The sequence below is a fragment of the Croceicoccus sp. BE223 genome, assembly GCF_031457155.1.
Classification (GTDB): domain Bacteria; phylum Pseudomonadota; class Alphaproteobacteria; order Sphingomonadales; family Sphingomonadaceae; genus Croceicoccus.
Genome location: NZ_JAVDWB010000007.1, coordinates 60,609 through 77,699 on the forward strand (window position 1 = coordinate 60,609; position 17,091 = coordinate 77,699).

A 17,091-nucleotide genomic window follows, 5' to 3' on the forward strand; every position below is an offset into this window, starting at 1 on the left:
GCCGCCGCGCTCGTAGCGCTGAACCCAGCAGGAGTGCTCGGACTCCTGCTGGACCTCCCACGATAACGGGCAGAAGGTGTTCATCGCGCCGATCACTCGCAGACTTGCTGGAGGCACCTTCAATACCGATTACTGAACGATGCAACCCTGAATCTGCGGACTTCCGCTGCGTTCGGGAGATCTATCCCGCAATCGGCAAACCTGGATGATAGTCAGACGATGATCCCATCTCCTATCACTACGACATGTCGGTCCGCCGCTGAACGCTCAAGGCGACCGCGGCGTCACATAACAACGGGAGGAAGGTCATGATGATGGTAAAATCACTTTTGATGGGAGCGTCGCTTGCGGCCATAGCATTGGCCAGCCCCGCTCTCGCCCAGGTTTCGGAAACCCCGCAAGGTGATGCAGGTTCTCCCGAAGCTTCCGCCGAGGGTGGCCTGGATGTCATCGTTGTGACTGCGCAAAAGCGCGAGCAGAACCTTCAGGACGTTCCGATTTCCGTCGCCGCAATAGGCGAAGATCTCCTGGAAAAATCGCAATTCTCGGAAATCGACCAGATCAGCACAATCTCTCCATCGGTCAACTTCCAGGCCGGCTTCACGCCTGGCGCGACGAATTTCAATATCCGCGGCGTCGGCTCATACGCATTCACCGGCGGCATTCAGCCGAGCGTTTCGCTGGTCATTGACGGTGTCCCGCTCGCTCGTGCAGGCGAATTCGTGACCGACGTGGGCGATGTGCAGCGCATCGAAGTTCTGCGCGGCCCTCAGGGAACGCTCTTCGGTCGGAACTCGACCGGTGGCGCAATCAACATCACCCGAAATCGCCCGACCAGGGATTTCGAGGGTGAAGTCGAAGCCACGGCGACTTCTGACGAAGAATATACCATCCGAGGTGTTCTCAGCGGACCGATTTCGGAAGATGTCCGGTATCGTCTCGCAGGCGTCTACTCGGACCGATCTGGATTCATCAAGAATTACACCGGCCCGGATCTCGCCGCTCTTAAGACCGTCGCCGTGTCCGGGAAGCTGGAATTCGACATTTCCGACGGTGTCAACCTGATGTTGAATGGCGATTATAGCAAGCGCGATCATAGCTTCACGCCGGGCATCGCGCTGCGTGTCGATGGTACTGACCGTGCCGACCTCCTTCGCGGCATTAACGTCGATGCTGCGGCTGGCTTGCGGGTTTATGCGCTCGGCAACGGAGACCTTGCACTGGGTCAGAAAATCCTCGATGATCCGTTTGCAACGTCGACCAATACGCCTGCCAACAACCAGAATATCGCGTACGGTTTTTCCGCCGATCTGACGGTGGAACTGAATGACGATATCCAATTGAAGTCGATCACGGCATATCGTACGTTCAGCGACGATTCCGGGCCGGACGTCGATGGTACTCCAGCTGCGCCTGACAATTATTTATTCGGCCCAAGTGGGCTGATTTATCCTGTCATCAGCACGACCATCTCGCAGAGCCCCGTCGTTCTTGCCGGCGGAACGAGCGAGGATCCGGCTCGTCAGGTCGATTCTGACTATTTCATGCAGGAATTGCGATTTGAGGGATCCCATGACCGCTTTGACTGGACGGCAGGGGGCTTCTATCAAACGTTCGATGAATATCTCATCAATGCAACTCCTCTCCTGCTTGCAGACTATTTTAATCCGGCTTTCGGGAACGGAGCTAACTTCGGCGGCACAGCAACACCAAACGACGAGTATATCCTGAATGCCAATATTCAGGATAACAGCTATAGCGTAGAAACGTTTGCTGCGTTTGGCGACGTAACCTTCCACGTGACGGACAGTCTCGATGTCTTCGGCGGAATCCGTTGGACGTCAGAGAAGATTTCCAAGACGCTGACCAACCGCAACCAGTTCGCACTGTTCAGTCTAGCGCAGCTCGATGCCCGGTACGACCCGGCAACAGGTGTCCTCGATACTTCCGGCATTTTCGAACGCCCTCTAGTACAAGGCGAAGCGAGCGCAAAGGAAGATTTCATCTCCTATCGCGTTGGCGCGTCCTACGAAATTTCAGACACGTTTTCGGTCTACGGAACGGTAAGTCGTGGACAGGTCGGGCCCGCAGCGCCGATCAGTTATACCGACGATCTGAGTTTCCTCGCCCCCACCCAGGCAGACAACTACGAAGTCGGGTTCAAGTCCGAGCTTCTCGATCGTCGCGTCCGGCTCAACGGCGCAGCATTCAAGATCGATGTCACAAATCTTCAGGCCTCGGCACTTGTGCCGGGCACGGTGAATACGACAACGCTCAACGCCGGCGACCTAGATATCAAGGGATTTGAACTCGATCTTTCGGCGGCGGTTACGAATGATATCGTGGTTGGCAGTTCGGTCGTATATCTGGATGCGACAATCGAGAATCTGTTGCAGGCTTGCTTTGCCGATCAACGATTCCTGGGTAACGAATTGGCGCAGAACTGTAATATTGATGCCAACAATGACGGTACTCCAGAAACGCAAGATGTTTCCGGGTTCCCCGCGACCAACACGCCAAAGTGGGCGTTCAATACCTACGCCTCTTTCACAATACCTACGAATGGATTGCCGTTTAATTTCTATGGTCTCGTGAATTATTCATGGAAGGACAAAGTTCAGTTTCAACTGAACCAGGACGATCTGACAGTTCAGAAATCATACGGAATCCTTGATCTTACTCTCGGCATTCGTGACATTGACGAGCGTTACGAAGTTTTCATTTTTGGCAAAAACGTTCTAGATCAATTCTATGTGAACGATGCTTTTTCGGTGACTGGCGTTCTCGGTCGTCACATCGTCAGAGTACCTCGCAATGCCCAAGCTTATTTCGGAGCAGGCGCTCGCTTTAAGTTTTAATCGATCGACTTGGCAGGGGATGCGACGCAGTCGGGTCCCCTGCCCAAATTCGTAAGTAAAGCATACATCGTCCCCACTGCCTGGTTCATCTGATTAAAAGTGGCTGCCGAGGGACGTTTCCCGAAATACGAGACGGTTATGGCGGGCATCAATATGTCCACTAAGCTACCGGCGCTTCCGTCTTCTGCCAACCGGCGTGCTAGATCCGCCTATGCGAGTTTCAACCAACTTGCACGGTCTAGGTAGCAATCCCCTATCTACCGAAACAATCATTCTGCCAGGCAATTGCAACCCCCCGAGAGCGGTCTAGGCTTTTGTAATAGCACTAACGCTAAGAGGCGTACGGTGACCGGAACCAGCCTTTGCGCAGGTTGGTAGAGAATGTCTGGAGAGATCGAGATAATGAAAATCGAAGGCAAGACGGCTGTCGTTACCGGTGGGGCCAGCGGAATCGGCCTTGGTATCGTCAGAGCCCTCGCCGCCGCCAAGGCCGGGGCCATCGTGATCGCGGATATCGACGCGGGGGCCGCCGAAAAGGTTGCGGCCAATTTGGCCGCTTCGGGCGTTCGGGCCGTTTCTGTTGCTTGCGACGTTTCGACCGAGGCATCCATGGAGCAACTCGCGGATTTCGCGTGGAACGCGGTGGGCCCCGTTGACCTCCTTTTCAACAATGCCGGGGTCGCAGCCGATGGCGATCCGCTTGCCGAAGGCGAGGCAGAAGCGCGTTGGCAGTTCGACGTCAACCTCTTCGGGGTCATGAACGGCACGCGTGTGTTTGCCCGCCGCATGATCGAAGCCGGCCGCAAGGGATGGATCTGCACAACCTCATCGCATAACGCGCTGGGCGCGCCCCACCCGAACGTGGCAGGCTACGTCGCCTCAAAGCATGCTTCGCTTGGATACATGGCGGCAATGCAGCGGCAATATGGCGATAAGATCGGATTCAGTGCGCTATGCCCCGGCGCGGTTAATACGCAAGTGTGGGATTGCCGCCGGTCGCGACCCGACAAGTTCGGCGGTCCTGAGCGTGGAAACGAGGCTAATGCACAGTTCTTGCAAGAACATGGCCTCGACCCCGATCTTGTCGGACGGATGACTGTGGCCGGCGTGGAGAATGAAGAGTTCTTCATCTTTACCCACCCTGAAGACATCGAGCTCGTCGCCGAACGGTATCGCCAGGCACGCGAGGCGATCGGGCGGCAGTTTCCGGACTACGCGCTCCCGGATTGATGCGGCAGTAAAAGCCGCAAGACCATTGATAACGATGATGCACCCGCCGGGAGAAGACATGAGCCATACGGACGCACGCCAGACCATCCTTGATTTTTTCGATGATCTCAACGCAGGCAGGCACGAGCAGGCGTTCGCCCGCTTCAGTCCCGATGTCGAATACCAGATCGTCGCCGCGGCCCCATATGGCGCCACAGTTGACCGGGCGGGCCTGGCGGCAGTGGCCGCGGAAGTTTTCGCAGAACTGGCCGAACCGTTGCAGACCACCGTCGGCCTGATCATTGCGCAGGGCGAGCATGTCGTGGCCGAAGTCACCAGCCACGCGAAGACCAGGCGGGGCGGCAGTTACGACAACCGCTACCTCTTCATCTATCGCGTCAAGGACGGGCTGATCGTCGAGGGGCGCGAATACTTCGATTCCGCCACTTACATCGCGCTGATGGAGGGGCGGTCCTGAGCGGCAGGCGCGGCCGACGAAACGGTCACACCGGAAAGGTTCACCATGAATATTCTTGCTGGCAAGGTCGCGATCATCACCGGAGCCGCGCGTGGGCAGGGAGCGGAAGAGGCCCGGCTTTTCATCGCGGAAGGCGCGCGCGTGGTCATCACCGATATCAATGAAGACGGTGCGGCCACGGCAGAACAGCTCGGCCCTGACTGCATATTCCGGCGCCATGACGTCGCAAGCGAAAAGGATTGGGCGGACGTCGCCGGTTTGGCGAAAGAGCATTTCGGCAAGGTCGACATCCTCGTCAACAATGCCGGGATCACCGGCTATGAAGCGACCGAGACGATCTCGCCGGAAGCGATGCGTCGCTACTTTGACATCCATGTCATGGGCGCGCTTTTCGGCATGCAGGCCGTTGTCCCGATCATGGCCGAGGAAGGCGGCTCGATCATCAATATCGCGTCGACCGCGGCAGTGCGCGGCTTGCCGTCCTATGTCGGCTACGGCACCAGCAAATGGGGCCTTCGCGGGCTTAGCCGATACGCCGCTTTCGATCTTGTCGCGAAGAACATTCGCGTCAACTGCGTGATGCCGGGCGGCGTGGAAACAGAGATGTTGCGGCAGGCTGCCGGCCAGGACCTGATCGACGCGGCGCGGCAGAGCGTTCCAATGAAGCGCTTCGGCACCACGTCCGAAATCGCTCAGGCGGTGCTGTTCCTGGCATCCGATCAATCATCCTACATGACGGGTGCCGAATTGATCCTGGACGGCGGTCTGAACGCTTAGGGCGCCGCGTTCGCGTGCGGGGAGGTTGCAGCCGCCATTGACGGCAGACTTGTGGTGCCCTTCCCTCACGACACGGCGCGGCGCCGTGTCCCTGAACCAGCCACCTGCCGACAGTTCGCCTTCCCGCCAAAAACGGGCAAGACCGCGTTCGGTGGAAAGCGGGCCGACCCATTCCCGCTTTCCACCGATGCCCGCATGCTAGCCGAGCGATTGCATACCCAGCCCCTGTCCGGCGTCGACGGCGATCGTTGCTCCGGTAATCATCGCGGCATCATCGGAGGCAAGGAAGGCCATTGCGGCCGCCACGTCTTCGGGCCGGGTCAATCGGCCCAGCGGCATGCTGCGTCCGAAAGCGTCCGCCGCATCGCCCATTGCCGACGTCAACGCGTCGGTCAAAGTCGCGCCCGGTTCAACGCCGTTCACCGTGATGCCATGACCGGCGAGTTCTGCCGCAGCCATCCGGATGAAGCCGTTGAGACCGGCCTTCGTCGAGCCGTAAGCCGCAAATCCGGCAATCGCCATCTTTGGCCCGGTAATCGATGAAGTGAACAAGGCCCGCCCGTGCCCGCTTGCCCGCAAGGCAGGCAGCGCCGCCTCTGTCAGCCAGAGCGCGGCCTGGAAATTGACCGCGGTCATGGTGTCGAAGAACGCTCCCCCGGATTCTCCCAGCGCACGCGCTTCGGCAACTCCGGCGTTATGGACCAGAATGTCGAGGCCGCCCAATGCGCCGATCGCTCGCGCCATCGCATCCTGCGCTGCCGCCTCGCTGTTGAGATCGGAGCAGATCAGTTCTGCGCTGCCGCCAAGGGCGATGATGTCGCGAACGGTTTCCTCACCCGCCGCGGCGCCGCGCGTCACCACCGCAATCATCGCGCCATCCTCGGCTAAGCGTCTTGCGATGGCCCTGCCGATACCGCGGCCCGCGCCCGTAACCAAAGCCTTGCGGCCCTTCAATTTCACCTCGACCCTCCTGCTCCATTGCGCCGATCTTATTTGCGAGGTTGAACGCGATTAATGTCCCTCCGCCAAGCGCCAAATTGCAAACTCCGATCGCGCAATGACGTGCAAAAGGCAGGAACGACCGCGCCCCCGCACATCAGCGTGACCAGTGATGAGATTACCCACTGCATCGATCGATACTGATCTAGGCCGATCGCGCGGCATCGTTGAGAGCTTGCGCCTTCATCCCCTATGCTAGCCCAATTCGGAGACGGATCGAAAACGATAAGGATAACGCATCATGGACGATTTTGCAGGCAAGGTAGCGCTCGTGATGGGTGCCTCCACGCCCGGTGGCATGGGCGAGGCGGTGGCCTGCAAACTGGCGGACCAAGGCGCGAAAGTCGTGGTATCCGGCCTGGGCGCCGAGGCGCTCGACAAGCTTGCGGCAAGAATCGGCGGCAGCGCGCTCGAATGCGACGTGACCGACCGTGCGGCGGTGCGCAACCTGGTCGACCATTGCGTCGACACGTTTGGCGGGCTTCACGTTGCCGCCAATCTCGCCGGCCTGTCCGATCGCTGCCCGATCGCCCAGATCGACGAAGCCCATTTGCTGAAGATGACAAAGATCAATTACTTCGGCACCGTGTGGTTCGTGCAGGCCGTCGCGGAAAAGATCGTCGATGGCGGCGCGATCGTCGCGATCTCGTCGTTCTCCGCTTATGATACCTTGTCCGGCATCGCCGGCTATGCCGCCGCCAAGCGTGCCGCCGACCGCTTCGTGCAGGCGGCGGCCGTGGAGTATCGGGCCAAGCGGCTGCGCATCAACACCATCATCCCTTCGACCAACGATACCAACATGTTGCGCAAGGGACTGGAAGAATATGGCGCCGATTACGACGCGTTCGTAGGCGATTTCGTCAAGCTCACGCCCTTGGGGCGGATTAGCCGCCCGCAGGATATCGCCAACGCGGTGACCATGATGCTGCGCGACGAGTTCTTCGAGACGGGGCAGTGCTGGCCGTGGACGGGGGGCAACTGGCTTCTGGGACATCCCCGCGCGCTGGCCTGAACAGGCGCAGCGTATCGACCGACATAGTGTCATCCAGACGGTGAGTTCTACATGACCCAAGCATGGCCCCTGCCCGACATTGCCCCCGAACGTATCGTCGATTTTGACTTTTTTGCAGTCAGGCCAAAAGGCGGTGACCTTCATGCCGGGTGGAAGGAATGGCAGGATCGCCACCCCGAACCATTCTATACCCCCCACAACGGGGGCCATTGGGTCGCCACGCGCGCGTCGCAGATCGGCGAAATCTTCCGAGATTACGATAATTTCTCCAGCCGGGGCGTGGCGCTTTTCCGGGATGCCGAATTGCAGTTCCTTCCCGGACAGCTCGACCTTCCCATACACCGGGATTTCCGCCGCCATCTCGATCCGGAGGTCTCGCCGGCACGATTGCGCGCCTTTCACGACGACGCCCAGTCGCTCGCACGCGAGGTTATCGGCGGCGTGGTTTCGTCCGGCAATGAATGCGAATTTCAGGATGCGATCGGCCATGTGATGCCGATCTACAATTTCCTCGTCTTCATGGGCCTGCCCATCTCGGACGCGGAAATCTTGTTGCCCCCGGCAGGCAAAGTCACGCGCAGTGACGATCCCCGCGAATTTGCACAGGGTATGGCGGATATCTTGGCCTACATCGAAGAAAGGCTGGAAGAGCGGCGCAAACGGCCGACCGACGATTTCCTCGGCCGCCTTTTGCAAGCGCGTATCGGAAACCGGGGCATTGCCGAGGAGGAAATCAGGGCCACCGCGATCAATGTGCTTCTGGGAGGGCTGGACACGGTAACCGCCTCGATGGGATTCCACATGAAATTCCTCGCCGAGCATCCGGAACATCGTCGCGCACTGGTCGAGAATCCAGCAAAGATCCCCACCGCTGTCGAAGAACTCCTGCGTCGGTTCGCGATCTTCAACACCGGGCGCCTCGTAATGCGCGACTTCGATTTCCACGGCACGCTGTTTCGCAAGGACGACTTGGTGATGGTCCCGACGGCGCTCTACAATCTCGACGACGCGGTCTTCGCGGATGCGCTGGAAGTGGACTTCGACCGCCCGAACAAGGGCGCGCACTACACTTTTGCGGCAGGCATCCACCGCTGCCTCGGTCAGAACTTTGCCCGCATCCAGCTGCATATCATCTTGCGGGAATGGCTTCGTCTCGTGCCGGACTTTGCAATCGATCCCGCACGCCCGCCCGAAGTGCGGTCGGGCCGATCCAACGCGGTGATCAAACTGTGGCTGCGCTGGTAATCGGATAACTCAGCGGCAGCGCCGTCAGCGCGATCACGTCGCCTACGCGTGCGACAAGCGGCGCGTCATCCGGGATTTCAAAATCGGGAATGGCGAGCAGCCATTCCTCCACCGCGATTTGCAGCAAGGCGCGCGCGACGCGTGAACCGATGCACATGTGCATGCCTGCGCCGAAAGTCATCGTTCGCGTCCGACCGCGTTCGACGTCGAACGCCATGGGGCAGGCGTTGGCGGCGGGGTCGCTATTGGCCATCGACATCGGCAGAATGACATTATCCCCCGCCTTCATGGTGACGCTGCCCACCTTCACGTCCTTCTTCACATAGCGATTGGTCGCAACGACGGGGTAGCGGCGCAGCACCTCTTCGACGAACGGCGCAACATCCGCCGGATGGGAACGCAACCGGGTGCGCAGGACCTTGTCCATTGCCATCTGGCGCATGGCAAAGCCGAGCGTGGCCCCGACCGTGTCAACGCCGGCTATCAGCATGAAGACGATGAAACCGATCGCACTCGCTTCGGATGGGACCTCACCGTCGAAGGGCGTGTTGACGAAAGCGGCCAGCAGGCCTTCGCGATCACTTCCCTTCAGTTCACGGTAAAGTCCGCGGGCCGCTTCGATCATTTCGGCCATCAATTCGGCGCGATCGTCGTTATATTGAAGGATGCCGACGGGAAACCGGATCCAGCGATCGGCTTCGGAATAGTCCAGGCCCATGATCTCGCACCAAGGTGCGATTGCCATGTAATAAGCGGCCTCGGCCATGAATTCACAGCCTCCTCGTGGGCCGACGCGCGCAATGACCTGCCGCACCCTCTTGCGGATGACCTCATCCATCTCTGCGATCCGACGCGGTGCGAAGGCCGGAGTCATGAAGGAGCGATAAGCGGTGTGTTCGGGCAGGTCCGCCTCGGTCGGGATCAACAAACCGTCGAAATTCTCGATGATCTGATCGAACCCGGAAATTCCGTGGCTCGTGAAACAATCGGTGTTCATCATTACCGAACGGATATCCACCTCGCGTTTCAATAGCCAACTGCCATGCCGGTTGCGCACGTTGGACGTAATGAATTCGACGGGCTCGCCATCGTGCAATTGCGCCAGATGCATGAATGGATCAGCGCCAAGATTAGTCATTCCATACCAATCCAGGCTGGAGACAAGTTCGCTAGGCACGTGGCCCGGACACGAGGCCATTGCTGTACGATCGGATGACGCCATCGAAAACTCTCTCGTTTTACTGCTAATACTGCAGGCTGGCAGCAATGCTGCCGCCGCCGCATTTGTGCCGCAAGCCGCCAAAAAATAGCAATTAAGAGAGCTGCCCCTCAAATCCCTTATTTCCCTCTAAGAACGCCTTCTCGCAATGAAGTAACTCGGTGATGCGAGGATGGCCGCGGTTTGCACCGAAGGCGCTTGAGCGCAAAAAAATAGGGAGAGGATGAACATGAAAGTTCGTCAGGGTAAGTGCACCAGATCGTTGGTTTTTCGATCGAGCAAATCCATGCTTGTCGCGAGCTCAGCCCTGCTGTCCCTGTCACTTGTCGCTCCATCGCATGCACAAGATAACACAAGCGAAAGCGAAGTATCCGCTCAGCGTGCGGACAACTCCAACGAAATCATCGTCGAGGCACAGCGGCGCTCTCAGCGGTTGAGTGAGGTCCCGCTGACCGTTCAGGCCGCATCGGGCGAAACGTTGGTCAATGCCGGCATTACCGATGCTGCCTCGATCCAGCGCGTTTCGGCAGCGGTTTCTTTCAGCGGCGGCTACAGTGTGGAATCGACGACGCTTGCCATCCGCGGCGTGCAGTCGAAGGGAGACGAAGGCGGCCTGCAGCCCAGCGTCGCGGTGGTGATCGATGGCATGCCGGTCGCCCGACAGGCGGAATTCATCGTCGATCTTGCCGACATCGATCGAATTGAAGTGCTTTCAGGACCGCAGGGCACGCTCTTCGGCAAGAATTCGACCGGTGGTGTCGTCAACATCATTTCCAAGAACCCGACCTACGAGCCCGGCATGACCGGCCTCTTCGAATTTACCGACGACAAGGAAGTTCTGGCACGGGCTGCTGTGAACACCCCGCTTTCGCCGAATGCGGCCGTTCGGGTGAACGGGTACTATCGCTACTCCGACCCACTCGTCGACAACCTGAGCGGCCCCGATGTCATTGGGCAGAAGTCCTATGGCGCTCAGGGCAAGGTGTTGGTCGATTTCGCGCCGTCGACCCAGTTCATCTTCTCCGCCAACTATAATCGTTCGAATTCGACCTATGGCGCGAACTTCATCATCCTGCCCAACAGCGGGGCGTTTGGCGATTTTCAACGCTTTGTGTTCGGAGACGTGTTCGGTCGGGGTCGTGACGTAATCAACCAGAACTATGCGTCGGGCAACAGGTCCAGATCCTATTCGCTGATCGGCGAGCTCACGTCTGATCTAAGCGAGAAGGTCACGCTGACTTCAATCACCGGCTATCGTAATTATTCCGCGGTTTCCAGCATCGACATCGATGGTGGCCCGATTGGCTATGCAATCAATGGCGGCTACGGTGATAATACTTTTGGGTACCCGATCGAAACTGTACAAGTACCGGGCGGGGTTCCTGATTTCGACTATAATTACTGGTCACAAGAGCTGCGCTTCAACGTCGATCTCGGCCCTCTCAACATCGTGGCGGGCGGCTTTTATCAAAATTACGAAGAGACGCGGTACAATTCGATTCCTGTGATCATCGGCCGTATCGATCCGATGACCGGCCAACAAAGCCCTGATGCGGCCGTGAGCATCACCCGGACCTATTCCGAGATCAAGGATGATACCTGGGCTGTTTTCGGTGACGCGACCTTCGAACTGACTGAAACGATCAACCTTTTCGGCGGGTTGCGATACACGCATGAAAAAGTCAGCCCGTTGTACCAGGGTCAGGAATATTTCGTACCGCTGAGCAGTTACGATCCGTCGCGTGACGAATTGATCGGACCGGGCTTACAGCTCAGCGATGTCGATATCAGCGACTCGAAAAGCTACGACAACTTGTCGGGCCGCGCTGGCATCCAGTGGATGCCGGTCGATGCGGTCAACCTGTATGCTTCCTACAATCGAGGCTATAAGGGGCCGGCCGTCGCGCAAGGTCGCGGCATCACGCAACAGGAGCAACTGCTCCTGAAGCCGGAGATCGCAGGCGCCTTTGAAATTGGCGCAAAATTGCGATTCATGGGTGGCCGTGCAGGTCTTGACACTTCGCTCTACTACCAGAAAGTCAAGAACATCCAGCAATCGACCGTCATTCCCGGCACGATTCTCACCTCGTTGCTCAATGCCGGCGACCTGAAGACCAAGGGTTTCCAGGTCGACGGCTTCATCGAACTGTTCGAAGGGCTGACCATCCGCTCTGCCGTCGTCTACAACGACGCTACTTATGCGGGAGCCGGCGCAGATGGGGAACCGATCTCTTATGTTTGCGGCCCCTCGGCCACTCCGGGCGTGGGCGATTGCCGTGCCGACGGAACGATCTCGCTGGTCGGCCGGCAGGCCATCGGCACGCCGCGTTGGAAGGTCGTTTCCTCGATCGACCTCGACCGACCGCTGAACGACGAACTGTCCTTCTACGCGCGCGTCGGGTATGACTGGCGCAGTTCGATCCAGTATTCGCTCACCCAGGATCCCTTGCTCCGCGAACCCGAGGCAGGCTTCCTCGATGCCTCGGTAGGCCTCGGCAGCCCCGACGACAGTTGGCGGGTTTCCATCTTCGGCCGCAACCTGACCGATCACTACTACTACAACAACCTAACCAGCGCCGATCAGTTCATCGGCGTGCAGTTCGGCAACATCTCGCGCGACTTCCATCGCTATGTGGGGATCCGTTTGCAGACCAACATGTAAGTTACCCTGCACCTGCCAAAACGAAAAAGGGGCCGCGCAGCGATGCGCGGCCCCTGTTTTTGCGTCCCTCGGGATGCAATCACTTCATCGTGCTGGCCCAGCCAATCAGGCCGCAGGCGCCGACAAGCACGACCACGCGCAGCAGCGACGCCGCTTCCTTGTAGACGAACACGCCGACAAAGATCAGCGCCAGCGGGATGAGCGCGGCCATGATGGGGATCAGCGTGCTGATCGGTGCCCCCTTGTGCAGCAGCCAGGCGAACGAATATTGCGACAGGCCCATCGTGATGACGAAGATCACCGACCACGTGGGATGGGTGAACGCCTCGGTCCTGGGCAGGAACGCCACCGCCAGCACTTGGGTGACGATCAGGAACGCGAAGATCGCTATCGTGCCGGCGGTCAGGTTGCCTTCTGCCATCGTCCAGACTCCGTGGTGCATTCTTGGGTTGCGAATTGCCGGGTCCGGCAACGATCGGATCGGCCCGTCATCCTGTTAAAGATTCATCGATCGGTATTGCGCGCGCGTCTCAGTGCAGAATGCCGCCGTCCACGTCGTATTCGCTGGCCGTCACGTACGAGGCATCGTCGGACAGCAGGAAGGCGATGACACCAGCCACTTCCGCGGCCTTGCCCAGCCGGCCAACGGGGATCATCGCGGTAACGGCATCGGTATCGTCCCCTCCGCTGCGCGCCAGCGGAGTATCGATGACGCCGGGACAAACCGTGTTGATCCGAATCGGCTTGTCCGCATAGTCCGCCGCCGCGGTGCGCGTCAGTCCAACTACGCCGAACTTCGCCGCGGTATATCCCGCATGGCCGCGCAACGCATGGTGGGCGAACATCGAGGCGACGTTGACGATCGCACCGCCGCCCGATGCAAGGATGGCGGGGATCTGATACTTCAGCCCGTGGAAAACGCCCGACAGGTTGACGGCGATCATCGTGTTCCAGTTTTCAAGGCTCTGCTCTGCCGTGGGCGCCGATGGCAGGCCGATCCCGGCGTTGTTGACCGCCAGGTGTAGCGCGCCGAAATGCGAGATCGCAGCGCTGACCATGGCCTCGACCTGTTCCGGCTTCGACACGTCGGCCGTCACCGCGAACGCTTTGCCGCCATCGCCTGAGATGGTCGCCATAATCTCCGTCAGCGCCGCCTCGTCCCTGTCTGCGCAGACGACATTGGCTCCCTCGGCGGCCAGGCGGCGCGCCGTTGCGGCACCGATGCCTTTGCCTGCACCGGTTACGATTGCCGATTTTCCCGCGAAACGCATCTTGTCCATCCTTATCGATTCCGACCGGCGGTGAAGCCGGCGCCCGCGCTGACAAGCGCCAGCAAGATCATCGCGATCACGCCCCAGTCAGCAACGTTGCTGCGTCCTAGGAGGAAGCCGGCCAGCACCGCGACGGCCAATGCGACCAGCCATGCCCAGGGCGCGGCCGGCAAGGGCGCGGGCGCATGGTATGCGGGCACGTGCGATACGGCCGCAGGAGCAGCGATTGGCGCCGCTGCCGCAACGGGAACGGCATCTGGCGTGGCAGCAGCAGTGGCGGTGCCGGCAGCCAATGGCGCCATTGCTTCACCCTCGAAGGTCGCGGCAAAGTTCATGAAGAACTGGTCGGCCTGCCGCTTGGCAACACCATTGATGAGCCTGCCGCCCAATTGCGCAAGACGGCCGCCGATGTCGGCATTAACGTCATAGCGCAGGCGCGTACCGCCCTCGGCATCGGCCAGCGTGACGACTGCGCCGCCCTTGGCGAACCCTGCCGCGCCGCCGTCGCCCCTGCCCTCGATGCGATAGCCGTTGGGCGGATCGAGATCGAGCAGGTCTACCTTGCCGGCGAAGACCGACGTAACCGGGCCGATCTTCATTTTCACCTCGGCGGCAAAGCTGTTGTCGCCCACGCGCTCCATCTTTTGGCAGCCCTGGATGCAGCGGCAAAGGACCTCGGGATCGTTCAGACCCGCCCACACCTCTTCGCGCGTTGCGGGCAGAACAAACTCACCATCCATCTTGAACGCCATCAGCGCATCCCTTGCCGTATCTTTGAAATTGACCCTTGGGTTAACCGTGGAAACAGGCCGGTTCAACGCCGGCGTACCTGGCCGGATTGATCTGAAAGGGCGCAGTTCCGCCAAATTCGCGGGATTGCGTTGCCGGTTAAGTATGGCACTCCCTAAGGTGACGGGAAATCGTCTGCGCGCCAATGCCCGCAAGCCTTAAAAATTTGGCACAACGGCGCTTCGACAACGCGACATGGGACAGGAATACAGATGAAGTTCGGCATCGGCCAATCCGTGCACAGGACAGAAGATGCGCGCCTTTTGCGAGGCGAAGGCAGGTATACCGACGATATCGTGCCGCCGCGTTCCACCCGCATGTATGTCGTGCGCTCTCCCCATGCCCACGCCAGGATCGGCGCGATCGATACGGCGGCGGCCTTGGCCTCGCCCGGGGTCGTGGGTATTCTGACAGGAGCGGACGCGGCGGAGGACGCTCTCGGCGGATTTCCGACGATGGTGCGCGGCACAGCACCAGGCGGCGGCGAGAGCCTGGAACCGCCGTTGCCCGTGCTTGCGCTTGGCACGGCGCGTTACGCCGGCGAACCTGTGGCCATCGTCATCGCCGAAACGGTCGATGAAGCCAAGACCGCCGCCGAACTGCTGACCATCGAATACGAGCCGCTGCCTGGCGTCCCTTCGCTGGCCGACGCCTTCGCCGCCAACGCACCTCTGGTCTGGCCGGAATGTCCCGGCAACCTCCACACCCGTGACAGCTTCGGCGACAAGGCCGCGGTCGACGCTGCGTTCGATGGCGCGGCGACGGTCGTCGATCTCGACATCGTGGTCAGCCGCGTTGCCGTGTCGTCGATGGAGCCGCGCACCGCCCTGGGCATCTGGGACGAAAACGAGGGACGCTACGAACTGACCGCCGGGGTGCAGAGCCCGCACATGATCCGCGGCCTTCTGGCCAACTGCATATTCAAGGTCCCGCTCAACCGCATCCGCGTTGCGGCACACGATGTCGGCGGCGGGTTCGGCATGAAGGGCGTGCCGCACCCCGAACTGGCGCTGGTCCTGTGGGCCGCCCGCCGCTTCGGGCGCCCAGTCCGCTGGGTCGCGGAGCGGTCGGAGAGCTTCCTTTCGGACTGCCATTCGCGGGATCATCTGGCGCACTGCGAACTGGCGCTCGACGAGAACGCGAAGTTCCTTGCCCTGCGCTATCGCGGCAAGGCGAACCTTGGCCCGTACATGACGCTTGCCAACATGCACTGTGCATTCGGCAATATCGGGCACCTGTCGGGCGTATATACCTTTGTCGCCGTTCATGCCGAGGTGGAAACCTATTTTACCAACACGGTGCCTATCGGCCCCTATCGCGGCGCTGGCCGGCCCGAGGCGACGGTGGTGGTGGAGCGACTGGTCGACAAGGCAGCGATGAAGCTGGGCATGGACCCGGCGGACTTGCGCGAACGCAACCTGATCCCGGCTGACCAGTTCCCCTTTAACACCGGCTTCGTCTTCACCTATGACAGCGGCGATTATCCCGAAGGCTTGCGCATCGCCAGGGAAGCGAGTGACTGGGACGGGTTCGAACAGCGCCGCATCGCATCCCTGCGCCGCGGCAAGCTGCGCGGGATCGGCATGGCGCAAGTGGTGGAAATTGCCGTGGGGCTGATGGACGAAATGGGTTCCATCACGATCGAGGCGGATGGTTCCGTCACCATCGGCACCGGCTTTCACAACCACGGTCAGGGGCAGGAAACGACGATGCGCCAGCTGGCATCGGAATTTCTGTCGGTTCCGCCGGAAAAGATCCGTTACCTACCCAGCGATACCGACGAGCAGCCTTCCGGCTTCGGCAGCGCGGGTTCGCGCGCGGCGGTGGTGGGCGGCGTGCTGATCCAGACCATTGCGGAAAAGCTCATCGCCAAGGCCAAGCGGGTCGCCGCGGTCCTGCTGGAAGCCGACGCCGAGGAGATCGAATTCCACGACGGCACGTTCAGCGCGCGCAGAACCAACCGCAGCGCCACGCTTGCCGAAGTGGCGCAGCTCGCCCACCAGCCGATGCGGTTGCCGGAAGGGGTCGAGGCGGGCCTGTCGCACAAGCAGATGATCCGCGTCGACGGGCCCACGTTCCCGAATGCCTGCCATGTCTGCGAGGTGGAGATCGACCCCGAGACCGGAAAGACCGAGTTCGTTTCCTACGTGGTTTGCGAGGATGTGGGCAAGGCGATCAACCCTATGATCGTGGCCGGCCAGATGCACGGCGGCGTCGCGCAGGGCCTGGGCCAGGTACTCGGCGAATTCATCGCCTATGACGAGGACGGCCAACTCCAGACCGGCAGTTTCATGGACTATCAGATGCCCCGCGCGCTGGACCTGCCCAACATCAGGACCATCGCCAACAATGTCCCCTCGCCCAACAATCCGCTGGGAATAAAGGGCGCGGGCGAAAGCGGCACGGTCGGCGCGTTGCCCGCCGGACTCAACGCCGTGTGCAATGCGCTGCAGCCGCTGGGGATCGAGCATTTCGACATGCCTGCCACCCCGATGCGCGTGTGGAAGGCGATCAGGGACGCAGGCGGCATGGCAAGACTGCGCGCGGCGGTCGACGCGCCATGATGACGAGG

General features: G+C 60.2%; 13 protein-coding genes. 8 read left to right on the plus strand and 5 right to left on the minus strand.

The window, feature by feature from the left end:
- Nucleotides 1-308: 308 nt before the first annotated feature.
- The 4 genes from J2X37_RS14000 to J2X37_RS14015 all read left to right on the plus strand — a co-directional run bounded on the left by J2X37_RS14000 (nt 309) and on the right by J2X37_RS14015 (nt 5,322).
- Nucleotides 309-2,858 (plus strand): TonB-dependent receptor, encoded by a 2,550-nt coding sequence (locus J2X37_RS14000; RefSeq protein ID WP_310022400.1) that lies wholly within the window; start codon nt 309-311, stop codon nt 2,856-2,858.
- Nucleotides 2,859-3,239: 381 nt separating this feature from the next.
- Complete coding sequence (locus J2X37_RS14005) at nt 3,240-4,088, plus strand: SDR family NAD(P)-dependent oxidoreductase (protein ID WP_310022402.1); 849 nt, start codon at nt 3,240-3,242, stop codon at nt 4,086-4,088.
- Between the two features lie 58 nt (nt 4,089-4,146).
- Entirely contained in the window at nt 4,147-4,545 is a 399-nt protein-coding gene (locus J2X37_RS14010; RefSeq protein WP_310022404.1) for a nuclear transport factor 2 family protein, read from the plus strand.
- Nucleotides 4,546-4,590: 45 nt separating this feature from the next.
- The gene (locus J2X37_RS14015) at nt 4,591-5,322 is read left to right on the plus strand and encodes a glucose 1-dehydrogenase (RefSeq protein ID WP_310022406.1); all 732 of its coding nucleotides are present in this window, start codon (nt 4,591-4,593) and stop codon (nt 5,320-5,322) included.
- A gap of 198 nt (nt 5,323-5,520) precedes the next feature.
- Here the strand turns inward: J2X37_RS14015 and J2X37_RS14020 are convergent, their stop codons facing one another.
- Nucleotides 5,521-6,282 (minus strand): SDR family oxidoreductase, encoded by a 762-nt coding sequence (locus tag J2X37_RS14020; protein ID WP_310022409.1) that lies wholly within the window; start codon nt 6,280-6,282, stop codon nt 5,521-5,523.
- Between the two features lie 280 nt (nt 6,283-6,562).
- Between J2X37_RS14020 and J2X37_RS14025 the strand changes: the two genes are divergently transcribed.
- The gene (locus tag J2X37_RS14025) at nt 6,563-7,333 is read left to right on the plus strand and encodes an SDR family oxidoreductase (RefSeq protein ID WP_310022411.1); all 771 of its coding nucleotides are present in this window, start codon (nt 6,563-6,565) and stop codon (nt 7,331-7,333) included.
- Nucleotides 7,334-7,384: 51 nt separating this feature from the next.
- Nucleotides 7,385-8,578: a cytochrome P450 gene (locus J2X37_RS14030; RefSeq protein WP_310022413.1), complete on the plus strand. Its 1,194-nt coding sequence runs from the start codon at nt 7,385-7,387 to the stop codon at nt 8,576-8,578.
- On the opposite strand, the gene J2X37_RS14035 is transcribed toward J2X37_RS14030, so the two are convergent.
- Nucleotides 8,556-9,689, minus strand: a complete 1,134-nt coding sequence (locus J2X37_RS14035; RefSeq protein ID WP_310022415.1) for a cytochrome P450 — start codon at nt 9,687-9,689, stop codon at nt 8,556-8,558. The genes J2X37_RS14030 and J2X37_RS14035 overlap by 23 nt on opposite strands.
- A gap of 337 nt (nt 9,690-10,026) precedes the next feature.
- Here J2X37_RS14035 and J2X37_RS14040 point away from each other — a divergent pair, with 337 nt between their 5' ends.
- Nucleotides 10,027-12,459 (plus strand): TonB-dependent receptor, encoded by a 2,433-nt coding sequence (locus tag J2X37_RS14040; RefSeq protein WP_310022418.1) that lies wholly within the window; start codon nt 10,027-10,029, stop codon nt 12,457-12,459.
- A gap of 79 nt (nt 12,460-12,538) precedes the next feature.
- Here J2X37_RS14040 and J2X37_RS14045 read toward each other — a convergent pair whose 3' ends face one another.
- The 3 genes from J2X37_RS14045 to J2X37_RS14055 form a co-directional block, all read right to left on the minus strand.
- Nucleotides 12,539-12,880 carry a hypothetical protein gene (locus tag J2X37_RS14045; RefSeq protein ID WP_310022420.1) on the minus strand — a complete coding sequence of 114 codons (342 nt, stop codon included), beginning with the start codon at nt 12,878-12,880 and terminating at the stop codon, nt 12,539-12,541.
- A 109-nt stretch (nt 12,881-12,989) separates the two neighbouring features.
- Nucleotides 12,990-13,730: an SDR family NAD(P)-dependent oxidoreductase gene (locus J2X37_RS14050; RefSeq protein ID WP_310022423.1), complete on the minus strand. Its 741-nt coding sequence runs from the start codon at nt 13,728-13,730 to the stop codon at nt 12,990-12,992.
- Between the two features lie 11 nt (nt 13,731-13,741).
- Nucleotides 13,742-14,482 (minus strand): carbon monoxide dehydrogenase subunit G, encoded by a 741-nt coding sequence (locus tag J2X37_RS14055; protein ID WP_310022425.1) that lies wholly within the window; start codon nt 14,480-14,482, stop codon nt 13,742-13,744.
- A 249-nt stretch (nt 14,483-14,731) separates the two neighbouring features.
- Here J2X37_RS14055 and J2X37_RS14060 point away from each other — a divergent pair, with 249 nt between their 5' ends.
- Nucleotides 14,732-17,083 carry a xanthine dehydrogenase family protein molybdopterin-binding subunit gene (locus J2X37_RS14060; RefSeq protein ID WP_310022428.1) on the plus strand — a complete coding sequence of 784 codons (2,352 nt, stop codon included), beginning with the start codon at nt 14,732-14,734 and terminating at the stop codon, nt 17,081-17,083.
- Nucleotides 17,084-17,091 lie beyond the last annotated feature (8 nt).

Bases quoted from the DNA above. Each gene is read 5' to 3' on its own strand.
- J2X37_RS14060 (WP_310022428.1), top strand. From the start codon at position 14,732: ATGAAGTTCGGCATCGGCCAATCCGTGCACAGGACAGAAGATGCGCGC.
- J2X37_RS14000 (WP_310022400.1), top strand. From the start codon at position 309: ATGATGATGGTAAAATCACTTTTGATGGGAGCGTCGCTTGCGGCCATA.
- J2X37_RS14055 (WP_310022425.1), bottom strand. From the start codon at position 14,482: ATGGCGTTCAAGATGGATGGTGAGTTTGTTCTGCCCGCAACGCGCGAA.
- J2X37_RS14050 (WP_310022423.1), bottom strand. From the start codon at position 13,730: ATGCGTTTCGCGGGAAAATCGGCAATCGTAACCGGTGCAGGCAAAGGC.
- J2X37_RS14015 (WP_310022406.1), top strand. From the start codon at position 4,591: ATGAATATTCTTGCTGGCAAGGTCGCGATCATCACCGGAGCCGCGCGT.
- J2X37_RS14025 (WP_310022411.1), top strand. From the start codon at position 6,563: ATGGACGATTTTGCAGGCAAGGTAGCGCTCGTGATGGGTGCCTCCACG.
- J2X37_RS14030 (WP_310022413.1), top strand. From the start codon at position 7,385: ATGACCCAAGCATGGCCCCTGCCCGACATTGCCCCCGAACGTATCGTC.
- J2X37_RS14035 (WP_310022415.1), bottom strand. From the start codon at position 9,689: ATGCATCTGGCGCAATTGCACGATGGCGAGCCCGTCGAATTCATTACG.
- J2X37_RS14010 (WP_310022404.1), top strand. From the start codon at position 4,147: ATGAGCCATACGGACGCACGCCAGACCATCCTTGATTTTTTCGATGAT.
- J2X37_RS14045 (WP_310022420.1), bottom strand. From the start codon at position 12,880: ATGGCAGAAGGCAACCTGACCGCCGGCACGATAGCGATCTTCGCGTTC.
- J2X37_RS14005 (WP_310022402.1), top strand. From the start codon at position 3,240: ATGTCTGGAGAGATCGAGATAATGAAAATCGAAGGCAAGACGGCTGTC.
- J2X37_RS14040 (WP_310022418.1), top strand. From the start codon at position 10,027: ATGAAAGTTCGTCAGGGTAAGTGCACCAGATCGTTGGTTTTTCGATCG.